This window comes from Simplicispira sp., assembly GCF_028687295.1.
Lineage (GTDB): Bacteria > Pseudomonadota > Gammaproteobacteria > Burkholderiales > Burkholderiaceae_C > Simplicispira > Simplicispira metamorpha.
This window is the reverse complement of sequence record NZ_JAQUAL010000055.1, coordinates 1-18787: the sequence shown is the minus strand read 5'-3', so window position 1 is coordinate 18787 and position 18787 is coordinate 1. Positions and strand designations below refer to the sequence as shown.

Sequence of the window (18787 nt, the reverse complement as noted above, 5' to 3'; positions counted from 1 at the left end):
GCGCCACCGTCAAAAACCTGCCTGCGCTGCTGGGTGTGGGCTACGACTTCACGGCACACGACTTCTACAGCTTCTGCCCGCAAATCTCTCTCACTACCGACACCAACGCCTACTGCGGCGAACAAGGTCTGGAGCAATGCCGCCAATGCCTGCGGCGCAACCCCGCGCCCGGTGGTGCCAGCATTGAAGCCTGGCGCAACCAGCACGCGCCCTTTGTGCAAGGCGCGCGCAACGTGCTGGTGCCCAGCCGCGACGCCGCCCGCCGCTTTGCCCGCTTTGCCCCCGGTGCCCACATCCGCCTGGCTCCGCACACCGATGTGCCCGACGCTGCCCACCTGCCAACGCCCATGCCACGCCCCGTGGCCGCTGGTGCGCCGCTGAAAATCGTGGTGATGGGCGCCCTGAGCACCATCAAAGGCGCAGACGTACTGGAAGACGTGGCCACTGAAGCCGCCCAGCGCGGCGCCCCCATCGAATTCCACTTGCTGGGCTACGGCTACCGCCACCTGCGCGCCCAGCCCCGCGCACGCCTGACTGTGCATGGCGCCTACGACGAAAAAGACCTGCCTGCACTGTTGCAATGGCTGCAACCCGATTTGGCATGGTTTCCGGCGCAATGGCCCGAAACCTATAGCTACACCCTGAGCGCCTGCCTGCAAGCGGGCCTGCCCGTGGTGGCCCCCGACCTGGGCGCTTTTGCCGAACGCCTGGCAGGCCGCCCCTGGAGTTGGGTGCGCCCCTGGGCCAGCAGCACTACGGACTGGGTGCAATGGTTTACCCGCCTGCGTGAGACCCACTTTGCCAGCCTGCACCCACCCCAGCCTCCTGCCACTCTGGCAGAGCAACCCGAAGATGCCCTGATCCAGCCGTGGGACTACCACCGTGAATACACCCAGGGACTACCCCCCCCAGCGCCCACAGCCAGCGCGCCCGGTGCTGCACAGCTGGCCAACCTGCGCCCTGTCGCCAGTACCGCTGCCCCAGCACTGCGCCAGGGCCTGGTCGGCGTGCTGATGCGCCTGCGTGCCGCACCCGGCTGCGCCAACTGGCCCGCGCTGTGCCATCGCACTGGCAGCGGCGGACCAAAAACTGGCTGCTGGGACACCGATAGAGTGTGAAAAAAACCACAGTTTGCCCAGCACCCCTACTTACAGGCCCAACAACGCTGGCCCCAGCCAAGGGCTTGCACTAAACTGCCCCCTGACCCGCGCCAGCGTCGCCCGTAAAGGCTGCGTTCCTGCATATAGCAGCGTCGTTTTGTGGCAGTTGTTGTTTTTTCAAAACAGCCTCTTACCACAGAAGAGCACGGGCGTTATACCCTGTATAGGCTGTGCTAACATTCTTTAGCGTAATCAATCTTGGTAGTTGCGCTTTCAACTTTTAACTGGAGTTCCTACATGAAGAAAAATCTTCTTGCCCTGAGCATTGCTGCCATGGTTGGTGGCCTGTCTGGCGTGGCTAACGCACAAGCTGTTGTGACCGATACCGTTGGTGGCCGCTTGGTCAGCAACCTGCAAACCTTTGGCACGCTGGTGCCCCCTGGCTCTGGCCCCCAAACTCTGACTGTCGTGGGCGCTAACGGTCAGCCTGTCGTTGCTCCCGCATCTGTGACGCAAGCGCCTGCAGCCAACCAGCTGGTAGTGACACCAGCAGGTATTGGTCACATTCTGGTTGTGCCTTACTTCACCACGCAAGGTAGCCACGCTACGCTGCTGAACCTGGTGAACACAGACACGGCGAACGGCAAGGCCGTCAAACTGCGCTTCCGTGGTGCTGCCAACTCGGACGACTTGTTTGACATCACTGTCTTCCTGTCGCCTGGCGACGTCTGGACTGCCAACGTATCTGCCAACGGCGAACTGTCGGCCCTGACCACTGCCGACACCAGCTGCACGCTGCCCAGCGCCGCACAAATCAAAGAAACTTTTGGCAAGTTCTCGACCAACCGCGTCTTGGACAACGCTGCAGCGCAAACTCGTGAAGGCTACGTTGAAATTCTCAACATGGCTGACATTCCCCCACGCAGCATCTTCAATGCCGCTACTGGCGAACTCACGAACAGCGCTCTTTACACTGCTACCAAGCACGTGAATGGCGTGGCTCCTTGCAGCCAAGGTGTGATGGATGCACAAGCTCAGCCCCTGTCTGCTAATCCTCTGAGCGGCAACAACCCCCAAGCGCGTGGCTACTCGTGGCCTACCGGTGGTCTGATGGCCAACTGGACAGTTGTTGACGTGGGTACTAAGGCATCGTTCAGCGGTGAAGCTATTGCTGTGCGCGCAGTTAATGCAGCTGGTGTGTCAGGTGCTGCCAACCTCGTGTTCTCGCCACAAACCGGTGACCCAGTGGGCGCTACAGCCTTCAACCTGACTGCAGATCCTCTGCTGAAGCTGGGTACTGTGCGTGCTGCTAGCTACGACTTCCCCGATCTGTCCACGCCTTACACTACGGGCGGCACGGGTACCCCTGAAGACCAAGCCAACGCATTGGCTGGCGCTCTGGCCACTCAATTCATCAGCAACGAATACCTGACCAACCCTGCGGTCAACTTTGCTACGGACTGGGTGTTCTCTATGCCTACCCGTCGCTATGCAGTAGCGATGAACTACGAAACTAAGACGATTGTCGGCCACGGCACTCAAATCGCTCCCAACGTGAATTACGTTGGTGGTTTCATTCCCGCAGTCGACGCGTCGAATTACTTCAGCGCAGCCAACGGCGGTAACGTTTCTCTGAACCGCGAGAAGACCCGCATTTGCGTGGATTCCCGTAACCTGTTGGCCTTCGACCACGAAGAGCAGTCGCGCACTTCCTTCGTGATCTCGCCTAGCGACATCCTGAAGTTCTGCGGCGAAACCAGTGTCCTGACCTTCAACGGTAAGGCATCTGTGCTGGGCGCTTCGCTGGCTGTCAACAACATTGATACCAAGTTCACCGACGGCTGGCTGCGTATCGCAACGCCTGGCCTGGGTGCTGGTCTGCCTGTCGTGGGCTACGCAGTCGGCAAGGCTATCGGTCCTGACGGCGGCAACTTCGGTGGCACTTGGATGCACCGTACTAGCCGCTAATCCAACCGGATTGCTGCAAGCATAGAAAGGCGGGGAGCAATCCCCGCCTTTTTTCTATTTGAAACCACCCCTTCTCAGGGTTGAAACACTCCACACTGACAGCGTATGTTGCACCTGCTTTCTTCCCCCCACCGTTCCTTCGGCGCCCTGCGCCCGCTGACTGCCCACTTTGCCCTGGCTGCCGCCCTGCTGGCCGCGCCCACCTTTGGCCAAAGCAAATCCGAGGTGCTCATGCAAGGCGCCGGTGCCAAGATCGAAACCAGCGATGTGCAAGCAGAGCTACAACGTTTGCCTGCCGCTGCACGCGAGCGCGTGCTGGCCCAGCCCGATATGCTGCGCCAGCTCATCAGCAACCTGTATTTGCGCCGCGCCTTCGCTCTCGAAGCTGAGCGCCAAGGTTTGCCCAAAACCACTGAAGTGCAGCACAAACTGCAAACCGCCCGCGAAAACGCCCTGGCGGAAGTCCTGGCCGAGCACATTGCCACCGCAGCCACCCCCGACACCACCGCCGCCGACAAACTGGCCGCCACCATCTACAAAGCCGAGCCCCAGCGCTTTGCCGTGCCCGCGCAAACCCGCGCCCGCCACATCCTGATCCAGGGCGCCACGCCCGAAGCCCGCGCCCAGGCCGACAAGCTGCTGGCCGAGTTGAAGGCCGGCGCCAATTTTGAAGAACTGGCCAAGGCCCACTCCGCCGACCCCGGCAGCGCGGCCAAGGGCGGCGACCTGGGCTTGTTCCCCAAGGGCCGCATGGTCAAGCCCTTTGAAGAGGCGCTCGACGCCCTGCAAAACCCTGGCGACCTGAGCGGCGTGGTGCAAAGCAACTTTGGCTACCACATCATCCGCCTGGAAGAGCGCCAGCCCGCAGGCACCAAGCCGTTTGACGAAGTGCGCGAGCAGCTGCGCGCCGAAGTCGTCAACAAAGCCCAGCAAGACGCCCGCATGAAAGAGGTAGAACGCCTGCGCGCCCAAGCCAAGGGCGACGAAACCGCTTTTGAAGCGTTTCTTGCCGCGCAAAAGCAGCAGCTGCCCGCCACCACGGCGCCCGCTGCGGCACCCACCCCCACTAAGTAACCCGCCCCCCCAGGCCGCACCGCGCCGCCCGCCGGGTGCGCGCGGTGTGGTTTGCATTCCATGAGCGCACTCACCCTTGAAGCCACCGCCCTGTGGCGCGCGCGCGCCTTGTGCTGGGTTTTGACCCGCCGCGAGATTGCTGCCCGCTACGCCGGAACCGCCCTGGGCATTGCCTGGGCCTATGTGCAGCCGCTGCTCACCATCGCCGCCTACTACCTCGTGTTTGACGTGGTGTTTGCCATGCGTCTGGGCGATGGCGCACCCACCCGCGCCGTCGGCGCCTACCTCATCGTCGGCATGCTGCCGTGGATGGCGTTTTGCGATGCACTCACGCGCGCCATGACCAGCCTGATCGAGGCTGGTGGCGTACTGCAAAAAAACGCGCTCCCGCCCATGCTGTTCCCCACCCGCGCGGTGCTGGCCAGTGGCGTGGTCTATGCACCGCTGATGGCCGTGCTGGTGCTGGCTTATGCCGGGCAGCACCATTTTTCTGCGGCGCTGCTGGCCTTGCCGGCGCTGCTGATGTTGCAGTGGCTGCTGTGCTCGCTGTGGGGCGCGGCGCTGGCCGTGCTGGCAGCGGCGCTGCGCGATACGGTACAAATCGTTGGCTTTGCGCTGTCGATTGGCATCTTTTTGTCGCCGGTGCTGTTCCCGCCGCACCTATTCCCCGCCGACTGGCGCTGGGTGCTGTGGCTCAACCCGATGACGGCCTGGATCAGCGGCTACCAAGCGGTGCTGTTGCAAGGCGCCTGGCCCGCCTGGCCGGTGTGGCTGGCGGCGGGCGTGTGGCTGGCCCTGGGCGCGCTGCTGCTGAATGTGCTGCTGCGCCGCAGCCGCGACCAGCTGATTGATTGGCTCTGAAGCCTCAAAATATCAAAAATGATAGCTGCTCGCGCCCGCTGTATAAGGCCTGGAGGCCATTTTGACTAAAGAAAACGCGCTCCATAAGCTACCTCAAGCTGCCGACGCACCGCCCCTGACTTTGAACGTGGCCCATCTGGGCAAAGAGTACCGCCTGTACGCCTCGCCCCGCCAGCGGCTCAAGGCATTGTTGACGGGGCGCAGCTACCACCGCAGCCACTGGGCGCTGCGCGATGTGTCGCTCACGCTGCACCGGGGCCAGTGCCTGGGCGTGATTGGTGACAACGGCGCAGGCAAAAGCTCATTGCTCAAACTGCTGGCGGGCACTTTGCAGCCCTCTACCGGCAGCATCACCCGCGTGGGCCGGGTGACGGCCATTCTGGAGCTGGGCGCGGGTTTTCATCCAGACTTCACGGGGCGGCAAAACCTGTACTTCGGCGGCAGCCTGATCGGCATCTCCGCCGCAGAAATGGCAACTCTGGAACAGGACATCATTGATTTCTCCGAGTTGGGAGAGGCCATAGACCGGCCCGTCAAAACCTATTCTTCGGGCATGACGGTGCGCCTGGCCTTTGCCCTGGTCACCGCAGTAGAGCCGCAATTGCTCATCATTGACGAGGCGCTGGCGGTGGGCGACCAGCATTTTCAGAAAAAATGCGTGGAGCGCATTGAGTCGTTCCGCAACAACGGTTGCACCATTTTGTTTTGCTCGCACAGCATGTACCACGTGCAACAGCTGTGCGACACCACGCTGTGGCTCCAGAGCGGCCAGGTGCGGGCCTACGGCCCCACGCTGGAGGTGCTGGCGGCCTATGAAGTGCATGTGCGTGCGCAAGAGCGCGACGATGTCGCCGCCGCGCAGCAAGTCGCAACACCCGCCACCACGCCATCCGACAACGCACCGCGCCGCGCCGCGCGCATCGAATCGCTCACGCTGGCCGAGGTGGACGATGCCAGCCCGCCGCTGCTGCAAACGCCCGATCTGCTGGTCACCGTGCGCGTCCACATGCCCGAGGGCGAAGCGCCCAGCATTGGCGTGATGCTGGAGCAGGCCCACGGCGTGGGGATCACGTCCGTCACCACACACAACGATGGTGTGCGGCCCCAGCACCTGGGCGACAACCTGTGGCAAGCCCGACTGCGCTTTACCGCGCTGCCGCTGCATTCGGGCGAGTACGTAGTCAGCGCCTATTTGTTCGATGCCAAGGGACTGGTGATTTATGAAGAGTGGCTGCAGTACGCGCGTTTTCGGCATGTGTACCCGCTGTCGATGCCGGGGCTGGTGCGCTTGCCGCACCAGTGGGAGTAGGCCATGCTGCGCGCGCTGATCCCCAGCCGCTGGCGCCCGCACCTGCGCGAGGCGCTGGAGCTGGTGCTGTTGCCCGGCTTGGCGGCGGTGCTGCCTTGGGGCTGGTGCTTTCGGGTATTCCGGCGGCTGTCAGCGCGCTGCCAGTGGCTGTACCGCGAGCCCTGCGAGCGCGCACTGCACGAAGCACAGGCGCGCGGTTGGGTCACGCCCGAGCAGGCACCGCGCTGGCTGGCGCAGCGCCGCCTGGTCACGCTGATCGACCACGCCGACCTGTACCTGGCCGCTACGCGCAGCAACCGCTGGATGCAGCGCCACCTGCAAGTGCAAGGGCAGTGGCCTGCTGTGGGGCAGGCGGGCATTCTGGCTACCTTCCACTGGGGCGCGGGCATGTGGGGCCTGCGCCATGCACAGCAGGCGGGCTTGACGCCGCATGCGCTGGTGGCGCCGCTCAATGGCGCGCATTTCGCCGGTCACCCGGTATTGCACCGCTATATACAGGCGCGCACCGCCCATGTAGCCAAGGCGCTGGGCTGCCCCACGCTGGATGTATCGAGCAGCCTGCGCCCCGCCCTGCGCGCTTTGCGCAATCGCGAGCAGGTGCTGGCCGCGATTGATGTGCCATCCGATCAGGTCGCCGCCAGCGTGCCGGTGCAGATTGTCGGCATGGCCGCGCAGGTGCCCAAGGCGCTGCTGCGGCTGGCGGTGGAGCAAAAAGTGCCCGTCACGGTGTACCTGACGGGCATCGACATGGGCACCGGCCAGCGCACGCTGCGCATCGTGCAGCTGCCGGTGCTGGGGGATTTGGACGCGCTGGTAGCCGCTGTGTTCACCCACCTGAGCGAGGCCATCGCCCAAGACAGCGCCGCTTGGCATTTCTGGAGCGAGGCGCCGCGCTTTTTTGTGGTGCCCGATTAGGCGCCAGGCACTTTGATGTAGCGCCTTCTGTGCCTGAGAAACGGTGCCTCAATCAAGCGAAAGCTCACGTACCCGGGCAGCAGCATCAAAACAAAGAAGAAAAGCGCCCAAACACAGGCCAAGTAAAAATTGGAAATATCCATGATGTGTTCATGGACGAATCGAGCCGCTTCAAACACTACAAAAAAGTGCAACAGGTAAATCGAATAAGAATACTCACCTAAACGCGCCACCAGTTTTGAAAAATTGGATTGCGAGTGCGCAAAAGAATTGTCGTACCACGCAATGCCTATGGCGTAGACCAACCCTTCAATGGTGGGCATAAAAATCCAGATCGGACTGGGCGATGGATAAGACGGATTTCTGAAAAACCCGCCCTGCTGGTCAAAAAACCAATAAAACGCGGTAAACGCAACGATGGCCAGCAGAACCAGCACATGGCGGCGGGCGATATAGCCGCTGAAATGGTAGGCCAGCATGCCCAGCACAAATTGGTCTATTCGACCCACAAGCGTGGCATAAGCCAAAAACTGGATTTCACCGTGGTGTTGGTGCAAAAACCAGCGCAGCACCAGCGCCACGCCAATCACTGAAAACGGCAGCCACTGCGATTGATGCAACATCCACAGCAGCAACGGCAAAATCAAATAATAGTGAAACTCTACCGTAATAGACCAACCGCCGTTGGGCAAAGACGGTAGCCATAAGCCCTGCGCTATAGACTGGGCGTAAGCGGCAATACTCTCGCCATTCAAAAGCTTTTGCAGGCCTACCAGCAAAATCACCACTATCAGCAGTGGCAACAGGCGCAGAGCGCGGTTCCAAATAAACGCCCGGTAATCAATCGATTTACCATCCAGTAATTTTGCAAACAGGTAGCCACTGAGCGTCATGAAAAGCGCAACGCCCGTGTGCCCTTCATCCAGCACGGCCAGCGGAAATATCGCCGGCACATAATCAAACGTCACCGGGTAGCCGTTGGTGGCGTGGATAAAGTGCCAGGTCACCACCATCAAGGCCGCCAAGGCCCGGACGTGATCCAGCGCGATGAAATGCGCCCCGGAAGAGGATTTCATACCACCATTGCGTTTTTCAAACGTCCCACGTCAATTACTCCTGAATTCATAGCTGCTTGCGCCCGCTGCACAAGGGCTAGAGGCTTATTTAACTTACAAACCCGTAACTACCAAGCCTCCAAGCCCCTGCTTTTTCAGGCAATCGCCACCAGTCCCTTTTTCTGGATGACCGTGAGCAATCGCAAAGCGGCGCCGCCCGGCTTTTTGACGCCGCGCTCCCAATCCGAAACCAGGTTTTTGGACACATTGAGATAGCGCGCAAAAACCGGCTGCGAGATGTGTTCACGCAGACGGATTTGCCGGATTTCGTCTGGTGCCAGCACTTGCACTGGGGTCAGGCACGCCTCGTCAAACTCGCGCATGGTCTGCTTGTTGACAGCACCGATCTCGTGCAGGGCCTCCATCGTTTCGTGGATGGCTGCCAAAGCGTCACTGCGGTATTTTTTCGGCATTTCTGAAAATCTCCTCGAACTGTCCGTTATCCAGCAGCTGTTGTAGGGACTCATCGCTGAGCGCCAAAACGTGCCTGGCCGCCTTCTTGAACTGGGCTTCTTCGTCGGCGCTGATGTTGGCCTGGGCATTTTTGGCAAATCCAAAAACAAAGAATGCCTTGTCGCCCTGACGGTACAAAACCATGCTGCGATAGCCGCTGGATTTGCCACCGCCTGCACGGGCAATGCGTTGCTTGATCACGCCACCGCCCAAGTCCGCATCGATTTGGCCCTGCTCAGCCCGGGCCACTGCATCCCACAAGGCATCGGGCGAAATCCCTTCCTTGCGTACAAAACGCCCAAACCAAGCATTTTTGAAAACTCTCACATCGAAGCACGCCGCTGGATACCGGAAAAGTATCACACTTGGATTGATACTTTGCAAGACATTCCTGCACCGCGAAACATGGCGACTTCATACAAAAAAGATAGCTGCTTGCGCTTGCTGGGCGTGGGCTGTAGACCGATTTTCCTTGTAAATCTGCGCTATGCCGGCTTGGCCCCTTCCCCCGCTGGGGGAGGGAGCAAAACCCGCTGGGCCAGGTTCAGGACGCATCCCACGGCGCTGGCGTTTGCAGCGTTTTTTGCAGACGGGTGGCGCCGCTAATTCCACTCATCACGGCGCCCCAGGCGCTGCTGGCGGGCATCGGCCAGGCCCAAGGCGATCATGCGCAGGCGCTCGCGCCAGGGGCCGCTGGGCAGGCAGCAAAACAAGGCCAAATACCAGTGGCGCAAGCGGGTGATGCGCCTCCAGCGGCGCGAGAGCTGGGGCCGCTGGAGCAGCAAGGCGTTGTTACGAAAGATGTAGTAATAGCGAAACGGTGCGTGCTGCGGCAGATTGCGCCAGCGCCCCAGCCACACGCGCCAGCGCCTATCCCCCAAGGCATGCACCATGCGGGCGCCGTGTACGCCAAACAGCCGGTAACCCAAGGCACGCGCACGCAAGCACCACTCGGTGTCCACATGGTCGATGAACAGCGCCTCATCCATCAGGCCGATGGCATCTAGCGCGTCCATAGGGATGAGCGAGCCGGAAGAAATCAAGAAATCCGCAGGCACCAGAGGCAGGGCATCGCTGGCCGTCTGGTGGATCAAGCGCAGCCAGCCAAAGCGCACAAAGCCCGACCACTCTTGGCCATCCTCGGCGCGGTACTGCGGGCCTACGGCGGCCAAGGGTTGCCCTTGGGCCTGTAGTTGCAGCGCCGCATCGCGCAACCGGGCCACGGCGCCGGGCTCCAGGCAGCTGTCTTGGTCGAGCAACAACACCCAGCGCGCACCGTGCGCGCGTGCCGCCTGAATGCCGATGTTGTGCGCCGCACCAATGCCCAGGTTGTGCGGCTGTGCCAGCAGTTGCGCGGGCACGGCGGCATCCCGCACCAGGACAGGCAACCAAGGGCAAGCGCCGGGCGTGGCGGTGTTGTCCACCACCCACAGCTGCGCCACTTGGCCGCGCAAAGCCTGCACGGCCGCCTGCAAGGTGGCCTGCTGGGGGTGGTAAGTCACCAGCACAGCAGCGACGTCGGGGCAAAAAGAGGTGGGCATGGGGGCGTGCGAGAATCGAAAATTTTACGCGCCCGCCCACCGGCCCTCGTTTTTTGCGCAGCGCTTGTGCGCGCTGGCCTCTTTTTCGCCCGCTATGTCTGACCCTACCGACGCCGTCCCAGCGCCCCAGGCGCAACCCCTGATCAGCGTCTTGATGCCCGCCTACAAGCACGCTGCGTTTGTGCGTGCCGCCCTGGACAGCGTGCTGCAGCAAAGCTGGCGCCACCTGGAGGTCATCGTCATCGACGACGCCTCGCCTGACACCACCTGGGACGTGCTGCAGGCGTGTACCGATCCACGCCTGCGCCTGCTGCGCAACGAACACAACCTCGGGTCGCACGGCACCATGAACGCTGCCCTGCAGCTGGCGCGCGGCGAATTTATTGCCATCATCAACTCTGACGATCTGTTTTTGCCTGAGCGCCTGGCCAGCTGCTACGCGGCGCTGCAAGCCAGTGGTGCCGATTTGGTGGGCACCGACATCCGCCTGATGGACGACGATGGCGACGTGGTGGCAGCGCACTGGTGGATCGATGCCTACGAAGCCCTCAAGCGCGTGTGGACGGAAACCCAGGACTGGCCAGCCACTCTGCTGGCGGGCAACGTCTTCATGACCACCTCGAATTTCTTCTTTCGCCGCCGCTGGCTGGAGCAGGTGGGGCCTTTTCACGACCTGCGCTATGTGCTGGACTACGAGTGGCTGCTGCGCGGTCTGGCCCAGGGCATGCGCCTGGCCTGGGTTGAAACACCTCTCCTGCACTACCGCCTGCATGCGGCCAACACCATCAGTGAACACCCCTGGCGCGCCAACCTGGAGTGTGCGGCTTTGCTGCGCCAGTACCTGCCAGCCCTGTTGGGTCACACACCTACGCAGCACACCCAGCTAGGACAGCTGACGCAGCAATGGGCGCGGATTGAAAAGTACCTGTGCGAAATTGCAGCCACGCAACGCCATGAGGCGCTGGTGGCCAAAGAAGCCGAGCTTTTCCCATTGATCAAAGACCGCGACCGCTGGATTGCCGAGCGCGATGAGTCGTTGCGCGAGCTGCACGACCACGTCGCCAAGCGCGATACACACCTCGCCACACTCACCCAAGAAATCAGCGAGAAGGATCGGCAAATCGCCCTGCTCTCGCAAGCACTGAGCGAACGACTGCAGCGCCCGCAGCACACTCCATCTACCCCAGCACAGTCTCCGGGCTTTGCCATGCCTGCGCCCACTGTGCGCCCCACACAAGCCCCCCGCGCACACCCGGGGCGGCCGCAGCGCCTGCTGGACTTGGCGCATCTGCAAGATTGGCTGGAACCGCGCCTGGGACGGGTGCGCTGTGTGTCGTTCGACGTGTTTGACACTTTGGTGGCGCGCTGCATTGAGCCACCAGAGACCGTCCATACGCGCCTGGCACAGCTGGTAGCAGAAAAATTGCCGACCTATACCCCCGAGCACATTCTGGCGGCACGCCGCGCTGCGGAGCAGGCGCAGCGCCAGGCCATGCTGGCCCAGGGGCTGGATCACGAGTGCCACCACGACGCGCTGGTGCAGTCGTGGGTGACGCAACTGGTGGGCCAGCGCGATCTGCTGCTAGAAGCCTTCATCCACACCCAAGAGCGCCGCCTGGAAGCCCTGGCGCTGGCTGCCAAACCCGGTGCTGCCGCGCTGCTGAGTTGGCTGCAGCGCCAGGAGGTGCGGGTGATTGCGGTCTCGGATATGTACCTGGGCCACGACCATGTCTCCGCCCTGCTGGATGCCTGTGGCCTGGGTACGCTCATCGATCAGGTGTATGTCTCTTCGGAATTTGGCCTGGGCAAATACTCGGGGCGGCTGCACAGCCATGTGCTGGCCTTGGAAGGACTGCAGCCCGAGCAGGTGGTGCATGTGGGTGACAACCTGGTGTCCGACATGCGCGCGCCGCTGCGCTTAGGGATTGAGGCAGTGTTTCTCGACGAGAAGGCCCAGCGCCTGCGCCGACGCCACCAAGCACTGTCGGCGCGCATGGCACGCCTGGGCGGCGTGTGGAGCGGACGGCATTTTTTTGAGGCCGTAGCCGTGCGCCAGCGCATGCTGGAGCGCAGTGGCGAGGCGGGTGAGCCGTTCTTCCACCACTATGGGCGCGATGTACTGGGCCCAGCATTTGCCACCTTCACCCTGGCTTTGACGGAAAAAATTGCCCAGCAACGACCAGAGAAAATCTTCTTTTTGGCACGTGATGGCTATTTATTCATGCGGCTGTACGAACGCTGGTGTGCATTGCAACCCGCCACGCAGCAGCCCTGGCCCGAGCCGGTGTATGTGTATGCCTCACGCCGCGTAGTGGCCATGGCCTCCATGGCCGAGGGGCTGCGCCCAGAGCAGGCCATCGTCGCCCTCTACAACCCCAAACAGCAAGGGCTACTGTCGGTGCTAAAAACCTTTGGCCTGGCACCGGCGGATTTTCACGAACTGGCCTTGGCACATGGTTTCGCCGACCTGGCCACGCCCTTGCACAACTGGCAAGACCCACGCCTGCTGGCTTTTTTGGCGGATGAGCAGGTGCAAGCGCGCATCCGCCCGACAGGCCAGGCAGCGCGCGCGCACCTACAGGCCTATTTCGAGCAGCAAGGCTTTTTCGCCTGTAAGCGCGCCGCCCTGGTAGACATTGGCTGGAACGGCACCATCCAAAAATTCCTGCACGACAGCTTTGGCCAGCGCCCAGACTACCCAGAGGTACACGGCTGGTATCTGGCCTTTGTCGCGGCCATGCATGGTGACTTTGGCATGGGCGAACGTATTGAAGGCTTGCTGCTCGATGCCCGACGGGGCGACGCCTACGAGCGTGCGCCCATGGATTTCGAAGAAATTTTTGAGCAAGCAGCACGTGCCGCCGAGGGCACCACGCTGGGCTACGAGGAGCAAGACGGGCGCATCGTTGCCCGGCTCAAAAGCGACGAAAGCCCCGATCGCCTCGGTGAGCTCGCTTGCAACCCACTGATTGCCCAATTGCAGGCGGGCGTGCTGGCCCACCTGGAAGACTTCCACGCCATTTGGAGCCTCACAGGCTACCAAGCGCAGCAACTCAAACCGTATGTGCAAGCACTTCTAGAGCGTGCCGTGGTGTACCCCACACCCGAGGAAGTAGCGCAGATTGGTCAGCTGGTACACACCGAGGATTTTGGCCACGACCACACCCTGGACATTGCACCCCCCCGCGTAGGCTGGCTGGATTTGCTGCGCCCGCGCCAGCTCTACCGCCAGCTGCGCCCGCTGGCCTGGAAGTTTGCCGCCTTTGCCCATTTCCCCAGTGACCTGCCCGCTTGGCTGTTTCGCCTCGTACACCTGAAAAAACGCGCCTAAGGCTCACCCACACCATGCATAAACCGCCTTCACGCCGCACCGGATTGCTATTACCGCTGCACCGTATCTGGCTACTGAGCCTGCCCTTTCGCTGGGCAACACGCCCCTCTAGCAACGGCTTTGCGCCCGGGCTGCGCAACGTGCTGTCTTACGAAAAAGGGCGGCTGTGGCACCTCTTGCACGAACGCGAGCGGCTGGTGTACCGCTGGCTACGCCTACGCGCTGGCTGGCGCAGCCGCGACTGACGCGGGCGCCAGCCCCTGCAGGTAGTCACGGGCATAGTTCCAATCTTCATCGTGCCGACCAAGTCGAGCCTCTGGCACACCGCTGGGCTCCCAAGGCTGGCCCGCTTCGTCTGTGGGGGCCCCTGCGGCGATGAACTGCTGACGCAGGCGCAAGAAAAAGGCCAGCCAGTCGCCCGCTGATGTATTCCAAGGCCGCACCCAGGTCCACGGGCGCTGGGCCAAACGCTCGGGGAAGGCCCCCAAATCGGTCGTCACCACCGGCAAACCCGCCTGCAAACAAGTGCTCAAGGTGTAGCTGTAGGTCTCTGGCCACACGGCTGGAAACCACACCACATCCGGCTGCAAGCGTTGCAGCAAGCGGGGCAGGTCATGCTCCTGGTACGAGCCATGGATGGTCAAACTGGCCTCGGGCTGGGCCTTGAAAGTGCGGAACACGTAACCCAGCAAGTGCAGCTCGATCGGCGCATTCAAGCGCGCGGCTTCCAGTGCCACGGCTTCGGCCACATCGCCACCTTTGATGGCACTGAGCCCGCCGACCAAAAAAATGCGCAAATGGCGCGGCGCTGGCAGCGGCAAAGGTGCGCGCACAGGAGCGGCCGGGTGCTCCAGCATGTCGGTGTGCGGTGCGTAACGAATGCGCGCCTGGGGAAAGTAACGCTGCACACGCTGCGCACAGTCATGGCTGGGCGCCAACACCCAGCGCGCTTGGTGCAAAAACAGCCGATGGCGCAGCTGCCACGCGTCAATCGTTTCTTGCGTGGGCGCGGGGCGCTCGTGTACGCAGGCTCGGCACTGCGCCAGGCCCTGCTCTCCACAGTAGGTTTTCTGTGCGGTGGTCAAAGAAATTTGCGGGCAGGCACTGTAGTAGTCATGGGCGGTGAAGTCGTACGCCACGCCCAAATGCTCATGCAAATGCATCACCTCGGGCGTGTGACCGACCAAATGGTGGTAGTGCACGTGGCTGACTCCCAGCTCGCGCAGCAGTGCTACCAAGGCTGCTTGTTCGCTGGGCCACTGGAACTCCTGGGAAAAACTCTCACGCTCATCCAGCCAGCGCAGGCGCAGCGGGCCATTGTCTTGTGAGGAGAGCAGCAAAAAAATGGCCTGTTCGCGCAGGTGGCGCGCCAGCTCTTCCACGTGCTGCTGCGTGCCCCCACCCCAACCATGCGACACCGCCAGCACACGCGGCAGCACACTGGAACGCAGCCGCACCACGTCCTGGTGGAGAGGGTGTACAGGGTCGTTCTGCACCGAGGCGGGCAGGGGAGATGCATCGCTGGGTGTGGGGGCAGGCACTGTAGCCATAGCAGGCGGCCGCACGGTGGCCGCCTGGCGGCGCCCCAGTGCCAAATCCAGCCCCAGTTTGGCACGCACCAGCGGGCGCGTGACGCGGATCACCGTGGAGGTTTGGATTTCATGCAGGTGCGCTGCCAGCGCTTGGTGCTGCTGACGCAGTTGTTCCAACTCCTGCACGATGTGTTGCTGGTGTGCCAGTTGCCCCTGTGCCTGCTGTAGCGCCGCCACAACCTGGCGGTGTGACTGCTGCACGGCACTGAGCTGCTGTTCAACCAGTGCCAGCTGCGCGCTTTGCGTTTGCACCAAGGCCAGCAAGCTGGCCGCACTCACCCCCTCGCCGGGCAGCTGCGCGCAAGAGAGCGAGGAGGAAGACCGATCAAGCGAACCCATGCTGGAATTGGCTAATAGCCAGCAGTACGCACCCGTTCAAGGTGCCTGGTAATACCACCACTGGCCTTCTTCGAGCAGCCAGGTTTCGACCACGCTGGTGGTGATGGGGTCACGAAAACCCCGGGCCACCACGCGCGTATCGACGGCCACCTGCACGGTGCAGCGCTCGGGCGTGGCGCACTCCACGCTTTGCACGCGCGCGCCCGTCCAGCTGGCGCCGGTGCCAAAGCGGTTGCGGTAATTCTGGGCGGTATTCAAGCCCCGAAACGCTGGCGTGGTATAGCCATAGGCATCCTCGTACTTACCGGTCACCAGCCAGTCCCAGCGCTGCTGGGCGCGCGCACGCACGGCGTCTTCGGCCTTAGCAGGTGTGAGCACGGCAGCGGCGGGGGCGCTACTGCTAACAGCACCCGGCGCAGCGCAACCTGCCAGCAGGCTGGCGGCCAGGGCAGTGGCAACCAGCAGGCCACGGCAGGGCATGGGAGTACGGAAGGTATTAGGCATAAGTGCTTGCGTCCTTTGTAATACGTTGGAGTTGGTTAGTTGGAAGGGAGGAACTGCAGCGGTGCTGGCGGCTCCTGAACAGGCGGTTTTTGTGGTCCGACTTGCAGCGGCAGGCGCTGCAAAGCACGCATGCGGTCGCGCAGGTCGGCGCCCACTTCAGTAATCTCCACATCCGAGCGCACCACCCGGGGCGTGATCACCACCAGCAGTTCGGTTCGCTTGGAGTCGTTCCGGGTGGCGCCAAACAGGTTACCGAACAGCGGCACCTCGTGCAGCACCGGCACACCAGACTTGCTGCCATTACCGGTTTCCTGGATCAACCCCCCCATCACGATCGACTCACCCGAGCGCACCGCCACTTTGCTGGACAACTGGCGCTGCAGGAAGAAGCGCTGCTTGGTGATTTCATCCTGGCCACCCACATCGGTCACCGACTGATCGACTTGCAAGGTGACGATGTTGCCCGCATTGACCGAGGGCGTGACCATGAGGTTCACACCCGTGTCTTTGTACTGGATGTTGGTTGAAGTGACCAAGGTATCGCTGTTGGTCAAAGTACCCGCCTGGATAGGCGTTTGATTGCCCACGATGATGGATGCCGTGTGGTTGTCCAGCACCATCAGCGATGGGCTGGCAATCATTTTCAGCGTGGTTTTGGCCGATAGCGCGGTCAGAACAGCGCGCACATTGCCCAGCGGATTCTTCAGCGTGTAAGAAAAACCGTTGGTCGGCTTCACCAGAGAGCCGCTGTCTTCGATTTTGGTGTTGTTCGACAACAGGCCCGAGCCGGTGTAGCCGGTGGTGGAACGGCTGTCGCTGAAAGCCCACTGCAACCCATATTGCAAATCGTCAGTCAGGGTCACTTCGACGATGCTGGCCTCGATCAAGACCTGTGTCGGTGGCAGATCCAACCGCTTGAGGGTGGATTCGATCTTGGAAAATTCGGATTTGGTACCCCACACCAGCACGGCGTTGTTGAGCTCGTCGGCCATCACGCGCACGTTGCCCAGTACTGCAGTGGCCGGTGCCTGTTGTGCAGTGCCAGCCTGTCCGGCGCGTGTACCCCCAGCGCTGGCAGTCCCTGCACCACCCGCGCGCATGCCCAACCCGCCACTGCTGGGGAAGGCAGTGCTGGAGCTAAAGGCGCTTCCGGGCTGGCCCAAACTGGAGCCAGTGGCGCTGGTCAACCCCGGAGCCACACCGGAGTTGGCCACGGCACTGGTCTGGCGGCCATCGCCAAAAATGCCGCCCAGCACAGTGGCAAGGTGGCGGGCATTGACGTTCTGCACCTGGTAAATGAAGAGTTGGGGCTCAGCGCTGTTGTCGCTGGGCTGATCCAGGCGCTCAATCCAGCGGCGCGCTTCGTCCAGGTAAGCGGCCCTGGGGGTGACGACCAAAATGCTGTTGAGCCGCTCTATGGGCATGATGCGCAAGGCACCAAAAAGCGGGTTGGCTTCGCCCAAGGCACTGGCACCAGCGCTGGCGCCTGCGGTGGCACCCGCACGCCCAGTGGCTCCCGCCGGGGTGGCCTGTGTCGGTGTAGTGCCACCGGCACCCGCGCTCATGAGTTGCATGGCCGCCTCCACCTCTTTGATGGAAGCATATTTGAGCGGAAACACCCCCACCGACATGCCTTTGAGTAAATCAACGTCAAAGGTGTTGACAAGATCCAGCCAACCTTCGGCCTGGGTGCGCGTGCCGGTCAGCACCAACAGGTTGCGCACGGTATCGACGCGCACCAGCGCTTCAGCAGGCATGAGGGGGCGCAAGATAGTGGCCATCTCACCGGCACCGATGTATTGCAGCGGCACAACGATGGCGCCATAACCAGGCGGAAGCGGGCCACTGCCGGTTTGGCGCACACCAGAGCCTATTCCTTTGAGGGTGTCAGGGCGCCCGACGTGGTAGCTGCCACGTGCATCGCGCAGCAACGCCAGACCGTTGGCCTGTAGCGCACTTTCCAGCAGAAATGCGGCCTGGTCAGGGGCCACGGCAGCGCGCGTGGCCAGCGTAATAGTGCCTGCCAACGGGGGGTGCAGCACGTAATCGGCCTTGAGGATATCCCCCAGAATCGTGCGCACCACTTCGGCTACGGGCGCTTCTTCAAAATTGAAAGTAACGGGAGGGCCATCGAATGTGGCAGGCACTTTGGCAGGAGCGATAACCCGGTCATTGCCCCGGATCAAGCGCGGCTCGGTAGTGTTGTCGGGTTCGGCAGCGCCGGCCTTGACGGTGCCCAGCGGCGCTACCGTGGTGGTTGATGTCACCAGCGACGGCTGTGCAGAAGTTTGCGCAGCCACCAGTTGGGAAGCGGCCAGAGCCACGGCAGAAAGTGCGTATCGGTAGAAGGTCATGGCAACAAATGGATAGGCAGAAGGGGCCAATGGCAGGCTCAGGGCCCCCCAAAGATCGGGCGGCGTGTAGTGGATGTCTGCGGCGCAGGTGATACAGGTGGCGCAGGTGGTACTGATTGGGCAGCCGCATTGGCCGCTGCTGCCGCTTGTGACAAGGCCACAGGCACTGCCGGTGGCGGTGGCGGCGCAGGCGGTGCGGACACCGGTATCACTGCCCCGGTATAGGTACTGACAGCGGCGCGCACCAATTGCAAGGTGCGGGTCTGGCCCGCATTGTCAAAGGTGGCGCTGCGTGCCTGCACGGTGCGCAGCACCCAGCCACCGTCCACCA

Annotated in this window: 15 protein-coding genes and 1 pseudogene; 8 read left to right on the top strand and 8 right to left on the bottom strand. The window is 62.3% G+C overall.

The genetic code is table 11. The features are described 5' to 3' along the window. The 6 genes from PHX69_RS08130 to PHX69_RS08105 form a co-directional block, all read left to right on the top strand. On the top strand, positions 1 to 1118 hold a 1118-nt coding region (locus PHX69_RS08130), incomplete at its 5' end, for a glycosyltransferase (RefSeq protein ID WP_288043246.1). Positions 1119 to 1397: 279 nt separating this feature from the next. Continuing rightward, the gene (locus PHX69_RS08125; RefSeq protein WP_288043245.1) at positions 1398 to 3068 is read left to right on the top strand and encodes a cell surface protein; all 1671 of its coding nucleotides are present in this window, start codon (positions 1398 to 1400) and stop codon (positions 3066 to 3068) included. A 105-nt stretch (positions 3069 to 3173) separates the two neighbouring features. Further along, positions 3174 to 4142, top strand: coding sequence for a peptidylprolyl isomerase (locus PHX69_RS08120; protein WP_288043244.1), 969 nt, complete (start codon positions 3174 to 3176; stop codon positions 4140 to 4142). Between the two features lie 60 nt (positions 4143 to 4202). After that, complete coding sequence (locus PHX69_RS08115) at positions 4203 to 5003, top strand: ABC transporter permease (RefSeq protein ID WP_288043243.1); 801 nt, start codon at positions 4203 to 4205, stop codon at positions 5001 to 5003. Positions 5004 to 5124: 121 nt separating this feature from the next. Further along, positions 5125 to 6312, top strand: coding sequence for an ABC transporter ATP-binding protein (locus PHX69_RS08110; RefSeq protein ID WP_502958498.1), 1188 nt, complete (start codon positions 5125 to 5127; stop codon positions 6310 to 6312). Between the two features lie 3 nt (positions 6313 to 6315). Then, positions 6316 to 7227 (top strand): lysophospholipid acyltransferase family protein, encoded by a 912-nt coding sequence (locus PHX69_RS08105; protein ID WP_288043241.1) that lies wholly within the window; start codon positions 6316 to 6318, stop codon positions 7225 to 7227. Here the strand turns inward: PHX69_RS08105 and PHX69_RS08100 are convergent. The 4 genes from PHX69_RS08100 to PHX69_RS08085 all read right to left on the bottom strand — a co-directional run bounded on the left by PHX69_RS08100 (position 7224) and on the right by PHX69_RS08085 (position 10336). Then, complete coding sequence (locus PHX69_RS08100) at positions 7224 to 8303, bottom strand: acyltransferase family protein (protein WP_288043240.1); 1080 nt, start codon at positions 8301 to 8303, stop codon at positions 7224 to 7226. The genes PHX69_RS08105 and PHX69_RS08100 overlap by 4 nt on opposite strands. 134 nt (positions 8304 to 8437) lie before the next feature. Continuing rightward, positions 8438 to 8755 (bottom strand): helix-turn-helix domain-containing protein, encoded by a 318-nt coding sequence (locus PHX69_RS08095; RefSeq protein ID WP_288043238.1) that lies wholly within the window; start codon positions 8753 to 8755, stop codon positions 8438 to 8440. Next, entirely contained in the window at positions 8733 to 9179 is a 447-nt protein-coding gene (locus PHX69_RS08090; RefSeq protein WP_288043237.1) for a type II toxin-antitoxin system RelE/ParE family toxin, read from the bottom strand. The genes PHX69_RS08095 and PHX69_RS08090 overlap by 23 nt, the downstream gene beginning before the upstream one ends. A gap of 218 nt (positions 9180 to 9397) precedes the next feature. Continuing rightward, positions 9398 to 10336, bottom strand: coding sequence for a glycosyltransferase family 2 protein (locus PHX69_RS08085; RefSeq protein ID WP_288043235.1), 939 nt, complete (start codon positions 10334 to 10336; stop codon positions 9398 to 9400). A 94-nt stretch (positions 10337 to 10430) separates the two neighbouring features. Here PHX69_RS08085 and PHX69_RS08080 point away from each other — a divergent pair, with 94 nt between their 5' ends. Together PHX69_RS08080 and PHX69_RS08075 are read left to right on the top strand one after the other, a co-directional pair. After that, positions 10431 to 13667, top strand: coding sequence for a glycosyltransferase (locus PHX69_RS08080; RefSeq protein WP_288043234.1), 3237 nt, complete (start codon positions 10431 to 10433; stop codon positions 13665 to 13667). Between the two features lie 14 nt (positions 13668 to 13681). After that, positions 13682 to 13912 carry a hypothetical protein gene (locus tag PHX69_RS08075; RefSeq protein ID WP_288043233.1) on the top strand — a complete coding sequence of 77 codons (231 nt, stop codon included), beginning with the start codon at positions 13682 to 13684 and terminating at the stop codon, positions 13910 to 13912. Here PHX69_RS08075 and PHX69_RS08070 read toward each other — a convergent pair. From PHX69_RS08070 to PHX69_RS08055, 4 genes and pseudogenes are all read right to left on the bottom strand, one after another. Continuing rightward, positions 13883 to 15598 (bottom strand): glycosyltransferase, encoded by a 1716-nt coding sequence (locus PHX69_RS08070; protein ID WP_288043232.1) that lies wholly within the window; start codon positions 15596 to 15598, stop codon positions 13883 to 13885. The genes PHX69_RS08075 and PHX69_RS08070 overlap by 30 nt on opposite strands. A 36-nt stretch (positions 15599 to 15634) precedes the next feature. Further along, positions 15635 to 16102 carry a hypothetical protein gene (locus PHX69_RS08065; protein ID WP_288043230.1) on the bottom strand — a complete coding sequence of 156 codons (468 nt, stop codon included), beginning with the start codon at positions 16100 to 16102 and terminating at the stop codon, positions 15635 to 15637. 35 nt (positions 16103 to 16137) lie between these two features. After that, entirely contained in the window at positions 16138 to 18456 is a 2319-nt protein-coding gene (gene gspD, locus PHX69_RS08060) for a type II secretion system secretin GspD (protein WP_288043229.1), read from the bottom strand. 38 nt (positions 18457 to 18494) lie between these two features. Beyond that, positions 18495 to 18787: pseudogene (locus PHX69_RS08055) on the bottom strand (hypothetical protein); the annotation flags it as partial.